The sequence below is a fragment of the Serratia sp. TSA_198.1 genome (assembly GCF_052686505.1).
This window is the reverse complement of record NZ_JBQZFP010000001.1, coordinates 1,013,881-1,032,781: the sequence shown is the minus strand read 5'-3', so window position 1 is coordinate 1,032,781 and position 18,901 is coordinate 1,013,881. Positions and strand designations below refer to the sequence as shown.

17 protein-coding genes are annotated in these 18,901 nt (G+C 58.1%); 4 read left to right on the top strand and 13 right to left on the bottom strand.

What is annotated here, in order from left to right:
* The first annotated feature begins 126 nt into the window (after positions 1-126).
* Complete coding sequence (locus ACUTSW_RS04770; protein ID WP_445583832.1) at positions 127-981, top strand: aminoglycoside phosphotransferase family protein; 855 nt, start codon at positions 127-129, stop codon at positions 979-981.
* Here ACUTSW_RS04770 and ACUTSW_RS04765 read toward each other — a convergent pair.
* The 3 genes from ACUTSW_RS04765 to ACUTSW_RS04755 all read right to left on the bottom strand — a co-directional run bounded on the left by ACUTSW_RS04765 (position 946) and on the right by ACUTSW_RS04755 (position 3,308).
* Positions 946-1,449, bottom strand: a complete 504-nt coding sequence (locus ACUTSW_RS04765) for a cupin domain-containing protein (RefSeq protein ID WP_434462971.1) — start codon at positions 1,447-1,449, stop codon at positions 946-948. The genes ACUTSW_RS04770 and ACUTSW_RS04765 overlap by 36 nt on opposite strands.
* Before the next feature lie 83 nt (positions 1,450-1,532).
* Positions 1,533-2,030, bottom strand: coding sequence for an MEKHLA domain-containing protein (locus ACUTSW_RS04760; protein ID WP_445583831.1), 498 nt, complete (start codon positions 2,028-2,030; stop codon positions 1,533-1,535).
* A gap of 93 nt (positions 2,031-2,123) precedes the next feature.
* Positions 2,124-3,308 carry a benzoate/H(+) symporter BenE family transporter gene (locus ACUTSW_RS04755; RefSeq protein WP_445583830.1) on the bottom strand — a complete coding sequence of 395 codons (1,185 nt, stop codon included), beginning with the start codon at positions 3,306-3,308 and terminating at the stop codon, positions 2,124-2,126.
* Between the two features lie 113 nt (positions 3,309-3,421).
* On the opposite strand from ACUTSW_RS04755, the gene ACUTSW_RS04750 reads away from it, so the two are divergent.
* Together ACUTSW_RS04750 and ACUTSW_RS04745 are read left to right on the top strand one after the other, a co-directional pair.
* Positions 3,422-3,985 (top strand): helix-turn-helix domain-containing protein, encoded by a 564-nt coding sequence (locus tag ACUTSW_RS04750; RefSeq protein WP_445583829.1) that lies wholly within the window; start codon positions 3,422-3,424, stop codon positions 3,983-3,985.
* A 159-nt stretch (positions 3,986-4,144) separates the two neighbouring features.
* Positions 4,145-6,235, top strand: a complete 2,091-nt coding sequence (locus ACUTSW_RS04745) for a prolyl oligopeptidase family serine peptidase (RefSeq protein ID WP_445583828.1) — start codon at positions 4,145-4,147, stop codon at positions 6,233-6,235.
* 71 nt (positions 6,236-6,306) lie between these two features.
* Here the strand turns inward: ACUTSW_RS04745 and dtpA are convergent, their stop codons facing one another.
* From dtpA to rsxD, 5 genes are all read right to left on the bottom strand, one after another.
* The gene (dtpA, locus tag ACUTSW_RS04740; protein WP_445583827.1) at positions 6,307-7,827 is read right to left on the bottom strand and encodes a dipeptide/tripeptide permease DtpA; all 1,521 of its coding nucleotides are present in this window, start codon (positions 7,825-7,827) and stop codon (positions 6,307-6,309) included.
* Positions 7,828-8,674: 847 nt separating this feature from the next.
* On the bottom strand, positions 8,675-9,316 hold the full coding sequence (nth, locus tag ACUTSW_RS04735; RefSeq protein ID WP_062789525.1) for an endonuclease III: 642 nt from the start codon (positions 9,314-9,316) through the stop codon (positions 8,675-8,677).
* Positions 9,316-10,014 (bottom strand): electron transport complex subunit E, encoded by a 699-nt coding sequence (locus ACUTSW_RS04730; protein ID WP_013812717.1) that lies wholly within the window; start codon positions 10,012-10,014, stop codon positions 9,316-9,318. Before ACUTSW_RS04730 ends, nth begins: the two co-directional genes overlap by 1 nt.
* Entirely contained in the window at positions 10,011-10,640 is a 630-nt protein-coding gene (gene rsxG / locus ACUTSW_RS04725) for an electron transport complex subunit RsxG (RefSeq protein WP_004943879.1), read from the bottom strand. The genes ACUTSW_RS04730 and rsxG overlap by 4 nt, the downstream gene beginning before the upstream one ends.
* A 9-nt stretch (positions 10,641-10,649) precedes the next feature.
* The gene (gene rsxD / locus ACUTSW_RS04720; protein WP_445583826.1) at positions 10,650-11,735 is read right to left on the bottom strand and encodes an electron transport complex subunit RsxD; all 1,086 of its coding nucleotides are present in this window, start codon (positions 11,733-11,735) and stop codon (positions 10,650-10,652) included.
* 379 nt (positions 11,736-12,114) lie between these two features.
* On the opposite strand from rsxD, the gene ACUTSW_RS04715 reads away from it, so the two are divergent.
* Positions 12,115-13,008: a helix-turn-helix domain-containing protein gene (locus tag ACUTSW_RS04715; RefSeq protein ID WP_445583825.1), complete on the top strand. Its 894-nt coding sequence runs from the start codon at positions 12,115-12,117 to the stop codon at positions 13,006-13,008.
* 91 nt (positions 13,009-13,099) lie between these two features.
* Here the strand turns inward: ACUTSW_RS04715 and rsxC are convergent, their stop codons facing one another.
* From rsxC to araA, 5 genes are all read right to left on the bottom strand, one after another.
* Entirely contained in the window at positions 13,100-15,505 is a 2,406-nt protein-coding gene (rsxC, locus tag ACUTSW_RS04710) for an electron transport complex subunit RsxC (protein ID WP_445583824.1), read from the bottom strand.
* Positions 15,498-16,070: an electron transport complex subunit RsxB gene (gene rsxB / locus ACUTSW_RS04705; RefSeq protein WP_004943888.1), complete on the bottom strand. Its 573-nt coding sequence runs from the start codon at positions 16,068-16,070 to the stop codon at positions 15,498-15,500. Before rsxB ends, rsxC begins: the two co-directional genes overlap by 8 nt.
* Positions 16,070-16,651, bottom strand: a complete 582-nt coding sequence (gene rsxA / locus ACUTSW_RS04700; protein ID WP_004938443.1) for an electron transport complex subunit RsxA — start codon at positions 16,649-16,651, stop codon at positions 16,070-16,072. The genes rsxB and rsxA overlap by 1 nt, the downstream gene beginning before the upstream one ends.
* A gap of 145 nt (positions 16,652-16,796) precedes the next feature.
* Positions 16,797-17,237, bottom strand: coding sequence for a DUF2569 domain-containing protein (locus ACUTSW_RS04695; protein WP_062870685.1), 441 nt, complete (start codon positions 17,235-17,237; stop codon positions 16,797-16,799).
* 147 nt (positions 17,238-17,384) lie between these two features.
* A complete protein-coding gene (gene araA, locus ACUTSW_RS04690; RefSeq protein WP_445583823.1) occupies positions 17,385-18,890 on the bottom strand; it encodes an L-arabinose isomerase in 1,506 nt (501 codons plus the stop codon).
* Between the last annotated feature and the right edge of the window lie 11 nt (positions 18,891-18,901).

The following is an 18,901-nucleotide window of genomic DNA, read 5'->3' as shown; positions in this document are numbered from 1 at the left end:
AACAGGCAAACTTGGTTAGGATACTGCAATTAACACCGGGAATACGCCGAGAGCTGTTGATTTCTAATAGTATCACCGGTGCCAATTTTTCACCGTGATTGCCATCAATAAGGACGCCTGCTCGCAATGAATCCGGCCTTTATTCCCTATGTGCAACGCTGGCAGTTGGAACCTGACGGCAAAGCATTTGAAACTCACAGCAGCCTGCTGATGCCGGTGCGGTATCAGGGCGCTGCCGCCATGCTGAAAATCGCCCGCGAACAGGAAGAGAAGTTCGGCGGGTTGCTGATGTGCTGGTGGCAGGGCGAAGGCGCTGCGCAAGTGCTGGCCTGGCACGAGGACGGCATCCTGCTGGAGCGTGCTCAGGGCATCCGATCGCTGGCGCAAATGGTGCGAGACGGCGACGATCGGCAGGCGACGACCATTCTTTGCCAAGTGGTTGCCCGCCTGCATGCGCCACGTTCACAGCCCTTACCGGAGCTTATTCCGTTGCACCTGTGGTTCAACTCGTTGTGGCCGGCGGCGCAAGCCCACGGCGGCATGCTGCGGCTCAGCGCCACGGCGGCGGCGGAGCTGCTGACCAGCCCGCGAGAGCAGAGCGTGCTGCACGGGGATATTCACCACGACAACGTGCTGGATTTCGGCGAGCGCGGTTGGCTGGTGATCGATCCCAAACGCCTCTACGGCGAACGTGCCTTCGACTATGCCAATATCTTCTGCAACCCCAATTACGGCATTGCCACCGATCCGGATATTTTCCAGCGCCGCGTGGAGCAGGTCTGCCAATTGGCTGGCTTGGAACGCCAGCGTTTGCTGCAATGGATCCTTGCCTGGGCGGGGCTGTCCGCAGCCTGGTTTATGGAAGACGGCGAAGCGGCGGATATCGATTTTCGGGTAGCGGAGCAGGCTGCGCGCGCGCTGGGCCTGCCGCTGCCGGAGGGGGACTCAGGGTTCACCCTCCCAATAATCGAGCGACGCTGAAGGACGTTGCAGATAGCGCACCGGTTGACCATTCTCGCGCTGGGCGATTGCCTGAAACTTGCCTGAGTCCGGATATTCCACCAGTTCAGGCTGCTCACGGGTGCTGACGGAAAGATATTTCAGCGGTACCGCCGAAGTGTTGATGATTTGGTGCGGATATTCCGGGCCGGGTGGGATAAAAATAACGTCGCCGCTTTTGATCGGCAATTGCTCACCGGCGACCCGCAGCGTTCCGGTTCCCTCCAGCACGATAAACATTTCTTCCTGCGCATAGTGAAAATGATAAGGGCAGGAACGCATGCCTGGCGCCACCACGTCGATGGACGCTCCCAGCTTGCTGGCGGCGGTGCCGGTGCCTAAACGGGCGCCGACGCTGTCATATAACGGCGGACGGCTATCGTGCGTTTTTTCGACTTCTTCAAGATTGCGGATCAGTCGCTGGGCTAACAGCGCGGCGTTATCATTCATAATCCATATACTCCATCGTGACAATGTCACTTAATGATTGACTGTGGTGGTAAAAGCCTCTAAGCCTGTCGAAGCTATACGCATCAACCTTTATCGTTTTGCACCCTGCATGTTCTCCGGTGGTTAAACCAGCCTGGTCGGCGTTTCGGCTGTGGCCAGAACAGTGCGCCCTGACCCCCACCCGGGATCTGCCATACCGCGCAATCATAAATAGTGAAGGCGTTGCCAAATTTATCGACTCGCAGGCCTTGATACCCCTGCGCGATGCCCTGGCGGGTGGTTTTATCCAGCAATTGCTGGCGTTCCGCGCGATCTACCGGCGAGGCGCTCAATCGTGAAGGCAGCGCGATAAATTCATCGAAGGAATAACCGAAACACTGCTGCGCACAATGATTGGCGTAGATAAAAACCGGATCCACACCGCCCTGATGAGCCAACAGGCTGTACGGCGCCTGTTGGTGCAGCCAGAGACAATGCTGGTCGGCAGTAGCGGCCTGCGGCCCAGGCAGGCCGCCGCCCGTCCACTGGCGATAGGCGGAATCGATACGCAGAATCAGATCAATCAGCTCGGAAGATGGCATAGCGACTCCCTTAACGGATCCAAAGCGGGGCAATAATCGCCCCTTTGACAGTTAAGCAGAAGATCGCTGAAGCGGAAAAGAATTACGCCTGGATTAATCTATTGTGCGCCGTGGCAGAGACAAAATGAGATGCGCGATCGCCCCGCCAATAATTCCCCAAAATGCAGAGCCGACGCCGAGCAGCGTCACGCCGGAAGCGGTGATCAGAAAGGCGATCAGGGCAGCATCGCGTTGCTTTTCATCCTGCAACGCGCGTTGCAAACTGCCGGCGATAGTGCCTAGCAGCGCCAGCCCGGCAATGGTGTGGATCAGTGCCGGCGGCAACGCACTGAACAACATGCCGATAGCGCCGCCGAACAGCCCGGCGAGCAGATAAAACACCCCGGCGGCCACGGCGCCCATATAACGGCGCTGCGGGTCGGGGTGCACGTCCGGCCCCATGCAAATGGCGGCGGTAATGGCGGCGATGCAAACGGAGAACCCGCCGAACGGTGCCAGCAGCAGTGCGGTCAGCGCCGTCCAGCTGATCAGCGGTGAAGTAGGGACGCGATAGCCTGCGGCCTTCAGCGTAGCGATGCCGGGGGCGTTTTGCGATGCCATGGTCACCACAAAGAAAGGTACGCCGATGCCAAGCAGCGTCGACCAAGTGAAATGCGGTGCAATAAATTCCGGCACCGCGAAAGCCAGCGGTTGCTGAGAGAGATGAATACTCCCCTGCAACGCCGCAATAGCCAGCCCCACCAGCAACGTCAGCACAATCGCATAACGCGCCAAATAGCGGCGGCTCACCAGATACACCAACCCCATCCCGGCGCTGAGCACGAAATTTACCTGTAACGAAGCAAAAGCGTCCAGGCCGAAGCGCAGCAGGATCCCCGCCAGCATTGCCGCCGAAATCGCCTGCGGAATATAGTCCATCAGCCGGGCGAACAGCCCGGTGACGCCGCACAGCAGGATCAACCCGGAGGCAAAGATAAACACGCCAATCGCTTCGTTGATCGGCGTGCCGGGCAGGCTGGTGACCAGCAGCGCCGCACCAGGGGTCGACCAGGCTGTCAGGATAGGTGTGCGGTAATACAACGAAAGCCCAAGCGAGGTCACGCCCATCCCAAGCCCCAGCATGCTCAGCCAGCCGCCGATCTGCACTGGCGCAGCACCGGCCGCCGCCGCGGCCTGAAAGATAATGGCCGCGGAACTGGTGTAACCCACCAATACCGCGACAAACCCGGCCATAACGGCGGGTAGGGTCAAATGACGCAAAGAGATGGCTGGGCGCATGGCAGACTCCGGCTATGATTGTGCGTTATAACGCACGACGATGAATGAGCATAGCATCGTGCGTTATAGCGTACAAGTGGCTATAATCAGCCGGAATTCAGAACGGGGGAATCATGCAGGAACTGTCCGGCTATCTGGCGCAAACATTGAAATCGCTGCGTGCGCAGCGCGGCTGGAGCCTGGCTCAGGCGGCTGAGAATACCGGCGTCAGCAAGGCGATGCTGGGGCAGATAGAACGCGGCGAATCCAGCCCAACGGTGGCGACGCTGTGGAAAATCGCCACCGGTTTTAACGTGGCGTTTTCCGCTTTTTTGGAGATCTCGCCGCTGCAAGAGCAGGCCACCTTGCACCGTTATGGCGATGCGCCGGTGTTCAACCAGTACAACGCCGATATGCGGGTGGTGCCGCTGTTTCCGTTCGACAGGCAATTGGGTTTCGACATGTTCGTTATCGACCTGGCGCCGGGAGCGCTCAGCGAATCGTCGGCGCACGAACCGGGCGTCATCGAACATGTGATCGTCATCAGCGGCCAGTTGGAACTGGCGGTCGACGGTCAGTGGTACAGCCTGGCCAGCGGCGAGGCAATGCGCTTTCAGGCCGATCGGCCACATGCTTACCGCAACGCCAGCCAGGAGACGGTGCGCATTCACGATCTGATCCACTATCCTAAATTTTGACTCAACGGCACGGGCGCAGGCTTTGACTCCACTGCGTCAACGATCTACCTTGTTGAAAATGAGTCTTATTTATCCAGGAAGGGGAACTTGATTTTGCCGGTTAGCAATCGACGCCAGTTTATTAAACTCAGTGCACAAACTGCAGGAGCCGTATTCGCGATGACTTCATTACCGAACAGTGTCCGCCTGGCGATGGCGGCGGAGGGCGGCGCCAGCGCCACCGATGAGTTCCTGTGGCTGGAAGCGCTGCAGGGCAAGGCCGCGCAGGCATGGGTGAAGCAGGAAAACCAGCGTACTGCTGCGCGTTTTGCCCAAGGCAAAGGCTTCCAACAGGTGGAAAAACAGGTGCTGGATATCCTGAACAAGGACAGCCAAATTCCATGGGTCGCCAAGCGCGGCGATTACTACTACAACTTCTGGCAGGATCAAACCAATCCGCGCGGGCTATGGCGGCGCACCACGCTGCAGGAATACCGCAAGGCCAACCCGGTCTGGGAAACGGTGCTGGATATCGATGCGCTCGGCAAGGCGGAAGGCAAAGACTGGGTGTTCCAGGGGTCCGTGCCGTTACCGCCGGAGTATCGTTATTGCCTGCTGGAGCTGTCGCCGGACGGGGGCGACGCCACAGAAATACGCGAATTCGATCTGGTCAGCAAAGCGTTTGTGAAAAACGGTTTTGTGCTGCCGGTGGCGAAAAGCCAGGCATCGTGGATTGATAAGGATACGCTGTTTGTCGCCACCGACTTTGGCGCAGGTTCGATGACCCAATCCGGTTATGCGCGCATCGCCAAACGTTGGCGGCGCGGCACGCCGCTGAGCGCCGCCCAGACGCTGTATGAGGCGCAACCGCAGGACATGACGGTGTTTGCTTACCATGACCACACGCCGGGGTTTGAGCGTAGCTACGTGGGTCGCAGCCTGGATTTCTATCGCCGTGAAACCTTTGTGCTGGCCGAGCAGGATCGGCAAATAAAAATTGATATCCCCGCTGACGCCGAGTTCAGCACGCACCGTGAATGGCTATTGATCAAACCAAGCAGCGACTGGGACGTGGGGGGGACGCGCTATCCTTCAGGTTCGCTGCTGGCGGCGCATTTCGATGACTATCTGGCGGGTAAACGCGAACTGACGGTGTTATTCACGCCGACCGCGCAGGCGGCGCTAAGCGGTTATAGCGGTACGCGCGACCACCTGATCCTCAGCATCATGGACAACGTGGTGAACCGACTGGAAGTGCTGACGCCGCAGGGGAAAAGCTGGCAGCGCAGGCCGCTCGGCAAGCCGGGCGCCATCAGCACGATTTCCGCCGGCGGGATTGACGATGAAACCAACGATTATTTTCTGACCATTGGCGGGTTCCTGCAGCCGACTTCGCTGTACCTGGGGAATCTCGACGGTGGCGAGGCCGAGCTGCTCAAGCAGGGGCCGCAGGACTTTGACGCCGGCGGTTATCAGGTCAGCCAGCATTTTGTCGCCTCCCGCGACGGCACCCGCGTGCCGTATTTCCAGATTTCGGCCAAAGATATCAAGCTGGACGGCAGCAACCCAACGCTGCTGTACGGCTATGGCGGTTTTGAAGTGTCGCTGCTGCCGGGTTACATGGGCAGCAAGGCTCCGGCCTGGCTGGAGCGCGGTGGGGTGTATGTGGTGGCGAATATCCGCGGCGGCGGGGAATATGGGCCGGCCTGGCACCAGGCGGCGCTTAAGCAGAACCGCCATCGCGCCTATGAGGATTTTGCCGCCGTGGCGCAGGATCTGATTGCGCGAAAAGTGACATCGTCACAGCATTTGGGCGCGCGTGGCGGCAGTAACGGCGGGCTGCTGGTGGGTAACATGCTGACGCTGTACCCGCAGTTGTTCGGCTGTATTGTTTGTGAGGTGCCGTTGCTGGACATGCTGCGTTATACCCAGCTATCCGCCGGCGCTTCCTGGATTGCCGAATATGGCGATCCGGCCAAAGCGGAGGAATGGGCGCACATCAAAACCTTCTCGCCTTATCACAATATCAAAGCGGATGTGCCTTACCCGCCGGTGCTGTTTTACACCGCCACCAGCGACGATCGCGTCAATCCGTCGCACGCCCGCAAAATGGCGGCGCGCATGCAGCAAATGGGTTATCAGCAGGCCTATTTCTATGAGAATACCGAGGGCGGGCATAGCGCTGCGGCGGATAAGAAACAGGCTGCGTTCCACAGCGCGCTGGTCAGCGAGTTTATGTGGGCAACCCTGAGCGGCAAGTCGCCAGACTGAGAATAGAGAGGTTGAAATAAAAAACGGGGCGTTGTTGAGACGCCCCGTTTTTTGTCTGTCCGAAACCGTTATCAGTTAACCGCTGCGGCGGCCTGCGCTTTCTTTTCGGTGTCTTCTGCGGTGTCCAGCGTCATGCGGTACAGCTTCGGTGCGGTCAGCATCATCAGAATGGCAATGACGGCGGTGGCGATACCGATTTGCATAAACACGTGGCTGTAGATAGCCAGCGAAGCGTGCGCGTCGTTGATGTCGCTTGGTACGGCGGTCAATCCCGCAACCTTGCCGGCAATCAGCGCGGCGGCGGCGGTGGTCAGGAACCAAGACCCCATGATAAAGCCCATCAGGCGTTGCGGTACCAGTTGCGCCACCATGGCCAGACCCAGGCCGGAGATCATCAGTTCACCGATGCTTTGCAGCCCATAGCTCAGGATCAACCAGTTAACCGACACGATACCCTGTTCGTTGGCGAAGCTGGCGCCCCACGGCAGTACCAGGAAGGCGCCGGAGCACAGGATCATGCCGAAGGCGAACTTGTGCGGCATCGGCAGACGGTCACCCATCTTGTTATACAACGCCGCCAGAATCGGGCTGGCCAGCATAATCCAGAACGGGTTCAGCGCCTGATACTGTTCAGGTTCAAACGCCAGGCCGAGGATATTGTGCTCGACGTTATGAATGGCGAAGAAGTTCAGCGAGGTCGGCATCTGGGCATACAGCACGAAGAACACTACTGCTTCCAGCATCAGCAGAAAGGCAACGATCATCTTGCGGCGCGCAGCGCCATGCAGCGTAAAGGCTTCCTTGGCGAACACGACCACAATACCCAGGGAGATAATCGCCAGCGCCCAGCGGGCAATGATCTGGTTGTGCAGCAACCAGCTTGACAGGGCAACCAGCGCCACGATGCCAACCAGCACCATCAACAGCTTCTTGACCTGCAGCGGTTTAAAGTCTGGCTTGGAGCCGTGCTGTTTCACCCATTTGTGGCACACCATAAAGTTGACCAAGGTGATCAGCATGCCCACCACGCTCAGTGAGAACGCGACGCTCCAGCCATATTTCGCCGCCAGCCACGGGGTCGCCAGCATCGACAGGAAAGAGCCGATATTGACGGACATATAGTACATGGTGAATGCACCGTCCAAACGCGGGTCGTCTTTCTCATAGCAGGTCGACAGCAGGGAGGATGGGTTCGCCTTGAACAGGCCGCTGCCCACGGCGATGGTCGCCATGCCCAGATAGACCCAGAAGATTTCATGGCCGGAGTACGCCACCATGGCATAACCGACGGCCAGTACCAGCGCACCCAGCACGATCACGCGCTTGGAGCCCAGCACTTTATCCCCCAGCCAGCCGCCGATGGCAACGAAGCCATACACCAGAGCGCTGAAGGACGAAAACAGGGTAATGGAGTCGGCTTCGCTCAGGCCAAGCATTTTGACCAGATAAACCGCCATGATGCCTTGCAGGCCGTAATAACCGAAACGTTCCCACAGTTCGATCGAGAAGATCAGGTAGAACGCCTTAGGTTGTTTGAAGGCGTTAAGACTGACGCTTTCAGGGTGTTTGCTGTTGTTGTTTGCAGTTGACACTGGTACCTCTGATTTTTCACTGCCCCGTCTCGTAGAGACGAGAAATTGCAAAAGGTGATGCAGGACTGCATCCTTCTGCGTTGTTATAGGATGGGATGACGGCGGTTAATGTTCACTATCTTTGTCAACGAGGCAAGCCGTTTGTCATACTCTGTTACATATAACGTTCGCGTTGTGAAACAACCATGTTGCAAATGTTATTCAGCATTAACTTTTGCCTTGATTTGTTTTGGCGAGTTTTTGTTTTGATTAAAAGCTATACGAAATTTAATTAGTGATATATTCTGCTGAATTGTCTTTTTGTGGTCGATATCAATACCTTTGATGATCAACCCACTGGATTGTTGTGTGTAATGGGTGTTTTGTAAAATTATAGAAATTTAAGACAATGGGGCTGGCGGTTGTGACGACGATGTGATCGTGAAAGCGTGATTTATGCCGCAATTTTTGACTAAATTTTCGCTTGAAAATAACATGGAAGTGATTTTTTCTCTGAAATCCACGAAATTGCCAAGGTTACTGCTGCTCGGTATCACATTTCTGATAAAAAATAAGGCAGTGACCGGGGAAGTGGCGCATGCAGGGTAGCGTGTGCAGAATGTTATATCTGCAACAGGCTGCAGCGTTAAAGAGCGCTGTTCAAGGCCGGAGGTTAGGGCAGACGGGCCTGAGTTCAAGCGGCTGCAACGTCGTGGCTGGGGTTATGGGACGTGGCCCAAAGAGATGGGCCCTTTGAAGGTAGAACTGCGTTGCAGGCCACCTATTTGGCCCGACCAACTTCGGAGGACATGTCTTGCGATGCGCGCCAATGACCGCCGGAGGCGATCACGGCCGTGGTGTGACAGGGTTAAGCCTCGGGGTAAGCTTTCTCTTTAAACTCGCATAAATCTTCAATGATGCAGGAGCCACAGCGGGGTTTGCGCGCAATGCAGGTATAGCGGCCGTGCAGGATAAACCAGTGATGGCAATCGACCTTGAACTCGCCCGGCACCACCTTCAGCAGCTTCTCTTCGACCTGATCAACATTTTTGCCCGGCGCGAAGTTCGTGCGATTACAAACGCGGAAGATATGGGTATCTACCGCAATGGTCGGCCAACCAAAGGCGGTATTGAGCACCACGTTGGCAGTCTTGCGGCCTACGCCGGGCAATGCCTCCAGCGCGGCGCGATCTTCCGGCACTTCGCCGCCGTGCAGCTCAAGCAGCATGCGGCAGGTTTTGATGACGTTCTCGGCCTTGCTGTTAAACAGGCCTATGGTCTTGATGTAACTTTTGACGCCGTCGACGCCCAACGCCAGCAGCGCCGCCGGGGTATTGGCCACCGGATACAACTTGGCGGTGGCCTTGTTGACGCTGACGTCGGTGGCCTGCGCGGAAAGCAGCACTGAAATCAACAGCTCGAACGGCGTGGTGTAGACCAGTTCGGTGGTGGGCTGCGGGTTGTTGTCACGCAGCCGGGTCAGAATTTCCAGGCGTTTGAGTTTATTCATTACGCTTTCTCTGCTTGTCCTGGTTCCAGCGTCGGTTCGGCCACCGACGCCCTGGCGGTGCGCGCCTTCATCCGTTCATCAATCAGGTATTTCACCGCCAACAGCAGGCCCAGGCCAATAAAGGCGCCTGGCGGCAGCATGGCCAACAGGAACGGGCTGTCGAAATGAACCACTTCAATGCGCAGCACCTTGGCCCAGCTTCCCAGCAGCATATCGGCGCCGTCGAACAGGGTGCCGTTGCCGAGCAGCTCGCGCATCGCTCCCAGAGTCACCATGACGCCGGTGGCGCCCAGACCGATAGCCATGCCGTCCAGGGCCGACAGGCCAATCGGTTTTTTAGCCGCCACCGCTTCGGCGCGGCCGACCACGATGCAGTTGGTGACGATCAGCGGAATAAAAATCCCCAGCGACTGGTAAAGGCCGAAGGCGTAGGCGTTGATCAGCATCTGCACGATACTCACTACGGCTGCGATGATCATGACGTAAATAGGGATACGGACTTCACTTGGCACCCAGCGACGCACCGCAGAAATGGATCCATTGGTCAGCGTCAGCACCAGCGTGGTCGCCAGCCCCAGCCCCAGGGCGTTGGTAACGGTAGAGGTGACGGCCAACAACGGGCACATCCCCAATAACTGAACCAGGGCGGAGTTGTTCTTCCACAGCCCCTGGACAATCAACTCTTTTGCTTCACTCATTCGCTGGCTCCGCAGGCAGGTAAGGTGTTGAGTTTAGGCGGCAGCGTTTCCATATACAATGCCGTGCGGCGAACGGCGTTGACGACCGCGCGCGGCGTGATGGTGGCGCCGGTAAACTGGTCGAACATGCCGCCGTCTTTCTTCACCGCCCAACGCTTGTCGTCCGCGCCTTCAATTTTCTTGCCGCTGAAGAACGAAATCCAGTTCGAAATGCGCAGCTCAATCTTGTCTCCCAGCCCCGGTGTTTCGTGGTGTTCGATCACCCGGGTACCGAGCACGGTGCCGTTGAAATCGGCGCCGACCAGCAACTGAATGGCGCCGGAATAACCATCCGGTGCGGTGGTTTCCAGTGCCGCCGCCGTTGGTTGGCCGTTCTTGCGTGCCAGATACAGGCGGTGCGGGGCGCCGTTGCCCAGCGCCGGGTCGCTGACCAGGAAGCATTCGGTCTGCATGTTGTTATCGTAGTTTTCCGGCGGCACCACTTGATCAAGCAGCGCTTTTTGCTGCAGTTCCGCCTGATGAGCGATGGTTTTCTGCGTCAGGCTATGCACCACGGCGGTCAGGCCGGTCGTCACTGCGGCGAACACCGCCAGCGTGGTGCCATGCTTTCTCATTGAATTTAGCATCATGGCTCCTTAGCGATGGCCGTACACGCGCGGTTGCGTGTAGTGGTCGATCAGCGGCACGGTAATATTGGCCAGCAACACGGCGAAGGCCACGCCATCTGGATAGCCGCCATAAACGCGGATCAGCCATACCAGCACGCCAATCAGCGCGCCGTAGATCAGGCGGCCTTTTGGCGTGGTGGAGGCGCTGACCGGGTCGGTGGCGATAAAGAACGCGCCCAGCATGCTGGCGCCGGAGAACAAGTGGATCAATGGCGATGCCTGATGCGTGGGATCAATCCACCAGGCCAGGCCGGAGCAGATAGCGATGGTCGCCAGCATGCTGAACGGGATCTGCCAGTGAATCAGGCGGCGCGCCAGCATAAACAGGCCGCCTGCCAGGAAGCCGAGGTTAATCCACTGCCAGCCGATGCCGGCAAGCGTGCCGCCGAACAGCGGCTGTTGCAGCATCTGCTCGACGCTATGACCGCTGCGCAGGCCGGTTTTGAAACCGTCCAACGGCGTAGCCTGACTGATGCCGTCAACGCCCATTTGCAGTTCGTGAATGGTGGCACCCTGCGCGGTATGGCCGCTGAAAATAGCCAGCAGGGTATCCTGGAATGACAGCGCGGTGGCGCGCAGTTCATCCGGCGGCAGCCAACTGGTCATCTGCACCGGGAAGGCGATCAGCAGCACCACGTAACCGACCATGGCCGGATTGAACGGGTTTTGCCCCAGGCCGCCGTAAAGCTGTTTGGCGATAACGATGGCAAAGAAGGTGCCGATAACAATCATCCACCAGGGGGCCAGCGGCGGCAGGCTGATGCCGAGCAGCAGCGCGGTCAGCAGCGCCGAGTTGTCCGCCAGCCGGGCGCGTACCGGTAATTTGCGCAGGGCGAGGATAGCGCCTTCCGCCAACAGGGCGACGATCATCGCCAGCGCGGTTTGGATCAGGTTACCGTAGCCGAAAAACCACACCTGCGCCGCCATGCCCGGAATGCAAGCCAGCATCACCCACAGCATGATGCGGCTGGTGCTTTGCTGGTTATGGGTGAAAGGGGAACTGGCGATGTGCAAGCCTTTGGCGGCTGTTTGTTGTACCGGCCTGAACTTCATAGAATCACTACACCTATCTTTGCCGTTGATCGGCAGGTTCGACGCGCCTCACAGCGGAGACGCAGGGAAAATAATAGCGCTGCATTCTACCTCAATCACTGAAAGGGTAATACGTCTTAATTGTAGGGGTATTAGGCTTTTAGCACGGGTTGCGCTGTGGCTTAATCGCGCTGTGGCGCGATCGGATTTTTTTTCGCGGCAAAACTACGCTAGCTTGAGCATGCAGTAGTCAAACTGTTGGCATCGCGGGCCGGCGTCAGGCGATAACCGCTGGATTTGTATGTTATTTTTGGTACGTTTTTTCGCACAAAATAACAACTTTTACATAATCCATGTGGGTTATTATCCCGATTATTATTAAGTTAGTGAATGCATAATAATGACTAATGAAGATGTATTTTTTATTGAAGAATTAATTGAGTGGGTTGAGATACATCTGGAGAAACGGCCTAATCTGGACGAAGTCGCACGCATTTCCGGCTACTCCAAGTGGCATTTGCAGCGCAAATTCAAGCGTATCACCGGCATTCAACTCGCCACCTACATCCGTTCACGCATCCTGACGCGTGCCGCAGTGGCGTTACGCATTACCCACCGTTCGATCATCGACATTTCAGACGAATTGGGCTTTGACTCCCAGCAGACCTTCACGCGCATGTTCAAACAGCGTTTCGACACCACGCCCAACCGCTATCGCTCGATGGACAAATGGGATGTGAAGAACCTGATGCCGCGTTTCAGTTTCGACGCCAGCTTCGCGGCCGATTACTATCCGGAGGTGAAACGTCTGACGCTGCCGGATATGCAACTGGCCGGTTTCTCGCGCCAACTGGATTTTGCCGCTGAAACCGAAATCGAACCTGCTTCCTGCATGGCGATGAAGGACGAGATTTTCACCGATTTCTTTCGCGGGCTGAATGTGGACTGCCGCCGGGTGTACAGCATCCATTCCGCCCGTAACCGTGATGACAAGCAGTGGTCATCCACCCACGTGATGGCGGTAGAGGCGGAGAACAAAAAGGATATTCTTTCGGGGCATCAGATCGACAATATTCATATTCCCGGCCGCGAGTATATTTCTATCAACCATTTGGGCACGGCGAAAGAGTGTTTACAGTTCTTCGCTTATCTGGTGACCCACGTGATGCCGGGGCTGCGCCATGAGGTGCAGGGCAGTGTGGAAATGGAAATTATTCAAACCAAAGAGTGGAACCAGGACTCGAAGATGCGTCAGATCGACGTTGATTATACCTATCTGATTTCTATTGATTAGGCTGCGTCCCTTCATGATCCGTGGTGCATTCGCAGTTCCATCAAGGGACACAGCATAACGCGCCTTGCGATCTGCAAGGCGCTTTCTTCCGTTACTCTTTTTCCGTCTCGGCCGTAGCCAGACTCTGCGCCGCCTTCTTGGCTTTGACGCGGGCAATAGCCGCTGCGACCGCCGCTTTGCGCGGATCTTCCTCCGTCACCGCCGCTGCCGGTTCGGCTGGCGCGGCTTCGACAGGCGTTTCAACTCCGGCCTGCTGCGCCGCCTTTTTGGCTTTGACGCGGGCAATAGCCGCTGCGACCGCCGCTTTGCGTGGATCCTCCTCCGTCACCGCCGCTGCCGGTTCGGCTGGCGCGGTGTCGACAGGCGTTTCAACACCGGCCTGCTGCGCCGCCTTTTTGGCTTTGGCGCGGGCAATAGCCGCTGCGACCGCCGCTTTGCGCGGATCCTCCTCCGTCACCGCCGCTGCCGGTTCGGCTGGCGCGGCTTCGACAGGCGTTTCAACTCCGGCCTGCTGCGCCGCCTTTTTGGCTTTGACTCGGGCAATAGCCGCTGCGACCGCCGCTTTGCGTGGATCTTCTTCCGTCACCGCCGCTGCCGGTTCGGCTGGCGCGGCTTCGACAGGCGTTTCAACCCCGGCCTGCTGCGCCGCCTTTTTGGCTTTGGCGCGGGCAATAGCCGCTGCGACCGCCGCTTTGCGTGGATCCTCCTCCGTCACCGCCGCTGCCGGTTCGGCTGGCGCGGTGTCGACAGGCGTTTCACCACCAGCCTGCTGCGCGGCTTTTTTGGCTTTTACCCGTGCCAATGCGGCGGCAACTGCCGCTTTACGCGGATCTTCACCTTCAGCGACCGTTGCCGCATCTGGAGCGGTTGTCGTCTCCAACTGAGCGCGGCGTTCACGCGCCTGAGCCTTGCGGGCTTCACGGGCGGCGATCATCTCGCTGTTGTCTGGGGCATCACCGCTCATTGTGCCGGTTGCCGGCGCGGCATTTTTACTGCGTACGCGCGCCAGAGCGGCCTGCACGGCATCCTGATCGTCATCGGTCAACTTGACCGCGGCTTTTTTGTGGCGTTCTTCACGCGCCAGTTTTTCGCGCTCCAGTCGCGCCAGCTTGGCTTCATAACGCGCCTTGGCTTCGGCGGTGCGTGCGGCTTCCTGATCGATGGCTTTGATCTCGGCCTTTTCCTGGCGGTAATACTGCACCAGCGGAATATTGCTTGGGCAGACAAAGGCACAGGCACCGCATTCAATGCAGTCGAACAGGTTATGATTGCGGGCTTTTTCGTGTTCTTCGCCGCGGCTGAACCAGTAAAGTTGTTGCGGCAACAGGCCCGCCGGGCAGGCATCGACGCACAGACCGCAGCGGATACAGGACTGTTCAGGCTCCTGCGGCGCCATTTCGTTGACCGACGGGGCCAGAATGCAGTTGCTGATTTTAACGATCGGCACGTTAAGGGCGGGCAGGGTAAAGCCCATCAGCGGGCCGCCCATCACCACCATTTGCTGTGCCTGCGGCTGGAAGCCGGCAAAATTCAACAGGTGCTGCACCGGCGTGCCGATGCGCGCCCACAGATTGCCCGGCTGGCTGAGCGCATCGCCGGTCAGGGTCACTACGCGCTCGATCAGCGGTTCGCCGTCGACAATGGCGCGCTTAATGGCGAAAGCGGTGCCGACGTTTTGCATCAGCACGCCGATGGCGGAAGAGTGCTTGCCGTGCGGCACTTCCTTGCCGAGCAGGATCTTGGTGAGCTGCTTGGCGCCGCCGGAAGGGTATTTGGTCGGGATCACCCGCAGGGCGATGCCCGGTTGATCGCGCAACGCCAGCTTCAGGGCTTCGATCGCTTCCGGCTTGTTGTCTTCGATGCCGATCAGCGTGACTTTAGGTTGCAGCAGGTGACGCAAAATCTGCGTGCCTTCGATAATCTGGTCGGCGTGTTCGCGCATCAGACGGTCATCGGCGGTGATATAAGGCTCGCATTCGGCGGCGTTGAGGATCAGCGTTTCCACGCCGTTCATGCCGCCCTGCAGCTTGCTGGCTGTAGGGAAACCGGCGCCACCCAGCCCGGCGATGCCGGCCTGATGAATGCGTTGCAATAGATCCTGCGCCGCCAGTTGGCGATAGTCCGCCACCGGCGCACGCTCGCACCAGCGGTCTTCGCCATCCGCCTGGATTATCACGCATAACTCCGCCAGCCCGGAAGGGTGAGCGGTGATATGCGGTTTGATGGCACTGACGGTGCCGGAGGTCGGCGCATGTACCGGCACCGTGCGGCCGCGGCCCACGGTCAGCGGTTGGCCCTTCAGCACTCGGTCACCGACGTTGACGCACAGCTCGCCTTCCGGTCCAAGATGCTGTTGCAGGGGAATAATAAAACTGTCGGCCAACGGAGCGGTGCGCAGAGGCACTCCGCTGGACTGAGTCTTCATTTCCGGTGGATGGATCCCGCCGTCGAAATCCCAAATCCGGTCTTTTTTGAAGGCGGCGAACAGATTAAGCATGTTGCTCCACGTGGATCACTTGCACCGGAATCGTCTTCATATCCCACTTCCAGTTGGCAGTGGTGGTGGCGACCGGCTTCATTTCAATACAATCGGTAGGGCACGGCGCAACGCACAGGTCACAGCCGGTACAGAGATCGGTAATTACGGTGTGCATGGCGCGCGTGGCGCCGACGATGGCATCCACAGGGCAGGCCTGAATGCACTTGGTGCAACCGATGCAGTTGGCTTCATCGATATAGGCCACCTGGCGCACCGGCTCTGCGGCGGCTTCGCTGCCCAAGGGTTGCGGCTCGACGTTAAGCAGTTCTGCCAGTTTCAGCATCACCTGCTCGCCACCCGGCGCGCATTTGTTGATCATCTCGCCGTTGGCGACGGCTTCGGCATAAGGGCGACAGCCGGGGTAACCGCACTGGCCGCACTGGCTCTGCGGCAGGATCTCGTCGACCTGCTCGGCCACCGGATCTTCTTCCACTTCAAAGCGGCGTGCGGCAAAGCCCAGCACCAGGCCGAACAACAGGCCGAGGGCGCTAAGCGCGGCAATAGCAATCCATAACGCCGTCATTAGAATTTCACCAGCCCGGTAAAGCCCATAAAGGCCAGCGACATCAGCCCGGCGGTGATCAGCGCGATGGAAGAACCGCGAAATGGCGCCGGCACGTCGGCGACTGCCAAGCGTTCACGAATGGCGGCGAACAGCACCATCACCAGCGAGAAACCGGCGGCGGCGCTAAAGCCGTACACCGCCGATTGCAGGAAGTTGTAGCCGAGATTGACGTTAAGCAGCGCCACGCCGAGCACCGCACAGTTGGTGGTGATCAGCGGCAGGAAGATACCCAGCAGGCGATACAGCGCCGGGCTGGTTTTGCGCACCACCATCTCGGTAAATTGCACCACAACGGCGATCACCAGAATGAATGACAGCGTGCGCAGGTACACCAGATCCAGTGGAACCAGAATAAAGGTGTTGATCACCCAGGCGCTGACGGAAGCCAGCGTCATGACAAAGGTGGTCGCCATCCCCATGCCGATGGCGCTTTCCAGCTTCTTGGATACGCCAAGGAACGGGCACAGGCCAAGAAACTTCACCAAAACGAAGTTATTCACCAGGACGGTGCCAACAAACAGGAGCAGGTATTCGGTCATTGCGATGCCTAAAAAAATAAAAGCCGCCTATTATCGGGAATTGGCGGCATAACGACAACATATGGATAGCAAGGTTATTGCTCTTTTTGCCCTTTTTTGGCGAAAATTTACACAATTATCCGCACAAAACGTGCCACAGCGGCACTCAGCGTTCGGTAAAGGTGCCTTTTACCCGTTGGGAACGCTTCATGTAGGGCACCAATAGCGCCGCCATCAACAGGGGCCAACCCAAACTGCGTACCGCCAGTTCGTCCGGCACCGGCGCAAAGGCGAAGGCTTTTATCGCCAGCAGCACGGTGATCAACAACCACACCAGGAACAGTTTGGGGAAACGCTGCGAGCGCTGGCAAAACAGCCACAGTAGCCACAGGGTAAAGCACCACATCGCCAGCGTGGTCAGGACGGACAAATACCATTGCAGGGTAAATGCCTGAGCGTTGGTCAGCAGATATTCGCGCGATTCCGGCATGAAAATCGCCATGCCATACAGGAGCATCATCAGGCTGGCGCTAAGCAGGGTGACAATCATATAGGCCATCGGGGCCAGCAACCAACCGCCAATACGGGTGTATTCAGCTTGAGACATAAACGGCTTCCTGGGTAAGACATGAAGCCGCATAGCTTAGCGGGTAATAGGGGGTTAGTCATCAATATCAAGCGGATGGTCGGGACAATGAGGCAAGGGCAGCACGTTTGGCTACCGGCAGCCGGTTTTGCCCCGGCTGCCGACAGATTAACGGCGGTTTAGCTGGTAGTAGGCTTCGTTCCAGCGGATTTCGTTTTTGAACGCCGGCAGAGCGGTGGCGTTATCGATCAACAAGAACTCGATGTTGTGCATCTCGGCGTACAACCGCAGTTGGTCTGCGTCCAGTGCCTGGGAGAACACAGTGTGGTGCGCGCCGCCGGCCAGGATCCAGGCTTCTGCGGCGGTGGCCAGCGTCGGCTGAGCCCGCCAGATGGCGCGCGCTACCGGCAGCTTGGGCAGCGGGTGCGGTTGTTCCACGGTATCCACCTGATTGACCAGCAGGCGGAAACGGTCGCCCATGTCGATCAGGCTGGCGTTAACCGCCGGGCCGGCCGGGGTGGAGAAAATCAATCGCGCCGGATCCGCCTTGCCGCCGATGCCGAGCGGTTGAATGTCCAGCAGTGGCTTGCTTTCTTTGGCGATTGAGGGGCACACCTCCAGCATGTGCGAACCGACCACCAGATCGTTGCCCGGCTGGAAGTGATAGGTGTAATCCTCCATAAACGAGGTGCCGCCGTTCAGCCCATCGGCCATCACTTTCAGGATGCGCAGCAACGTTGCGGTCTTCCAGTCGCCTTCGCCGCCAAAGCCGTAACCCTGTTGCATCAGGCGTTGCACCGCCAGCCCCGGCAGTTGCTTCATGCCGTGCAGATCTTCAAAGTTGGTGGTAAAGGCCTGGAAATTGCCTTGTTCCAGAAAACGCTTCATCCCCAGTTCGATGCGTGCCGCGTCGATCAGGTTCTCGCGCTTTTCACCGTTGATTTTCGCCGCATCGCTCAGCACATAGCTGGCTTCGTATTCTTCAATCAGCGTGTCCACATCGCCACGGCTGACCTCATTGATCACGCTGACCAAATCGCCGATGCCATAGGCATTGACCGAGTAGCCGAACTGGATCTGCGCGCCGACCTTGTCACCTTCAGTCACCGCCACTTCACGCATGTTGTCGCCAAAACGTGCCACTTTCAACTGCCGGCTCGCCTGTTTGGCGGCGGCGGCACGCATCCACTGGGCGATGCGGCGGTGTGCTTCAGGATCCTGCCAGTGGCCGGCAACCACGCTGTGCTGTTGGCGCATGCGGGCGCCGATAAAACCGAACTCACGGCCGCCGTGGGCGGTCTGGTTCAGGTTCATAAAGTCCATATCCATGCTGTCCCAAGGCACCTGGGCATTGAACTGGGTATGGAATTGCAGCAGCGGTTTGTTGAGGATAGACAGCCCGGCGATCCACATTTTGGCCGGCGAAAAGGTGTGCAACCAGGTCAGGATGCCGATGCACTCCTGGCGATAGTTGGCGTCGCGGCACAGTGCGGTAATTTCATCCGGTGTGGTGACCAGCGGCTTCAGCACCAGTTTTACCGGCAACCCCGCCTCACGGTTGAGACTTTCCACGACCTGTTCGGCGTGCGCCTTGACCTGTTGCAGGGTTTGCGGGCCGTACAGGTGCTGGCTGCCGATGGCGAACCAGACTTCATGCTGCTTAAATGCATCCATCAGAGACTCCT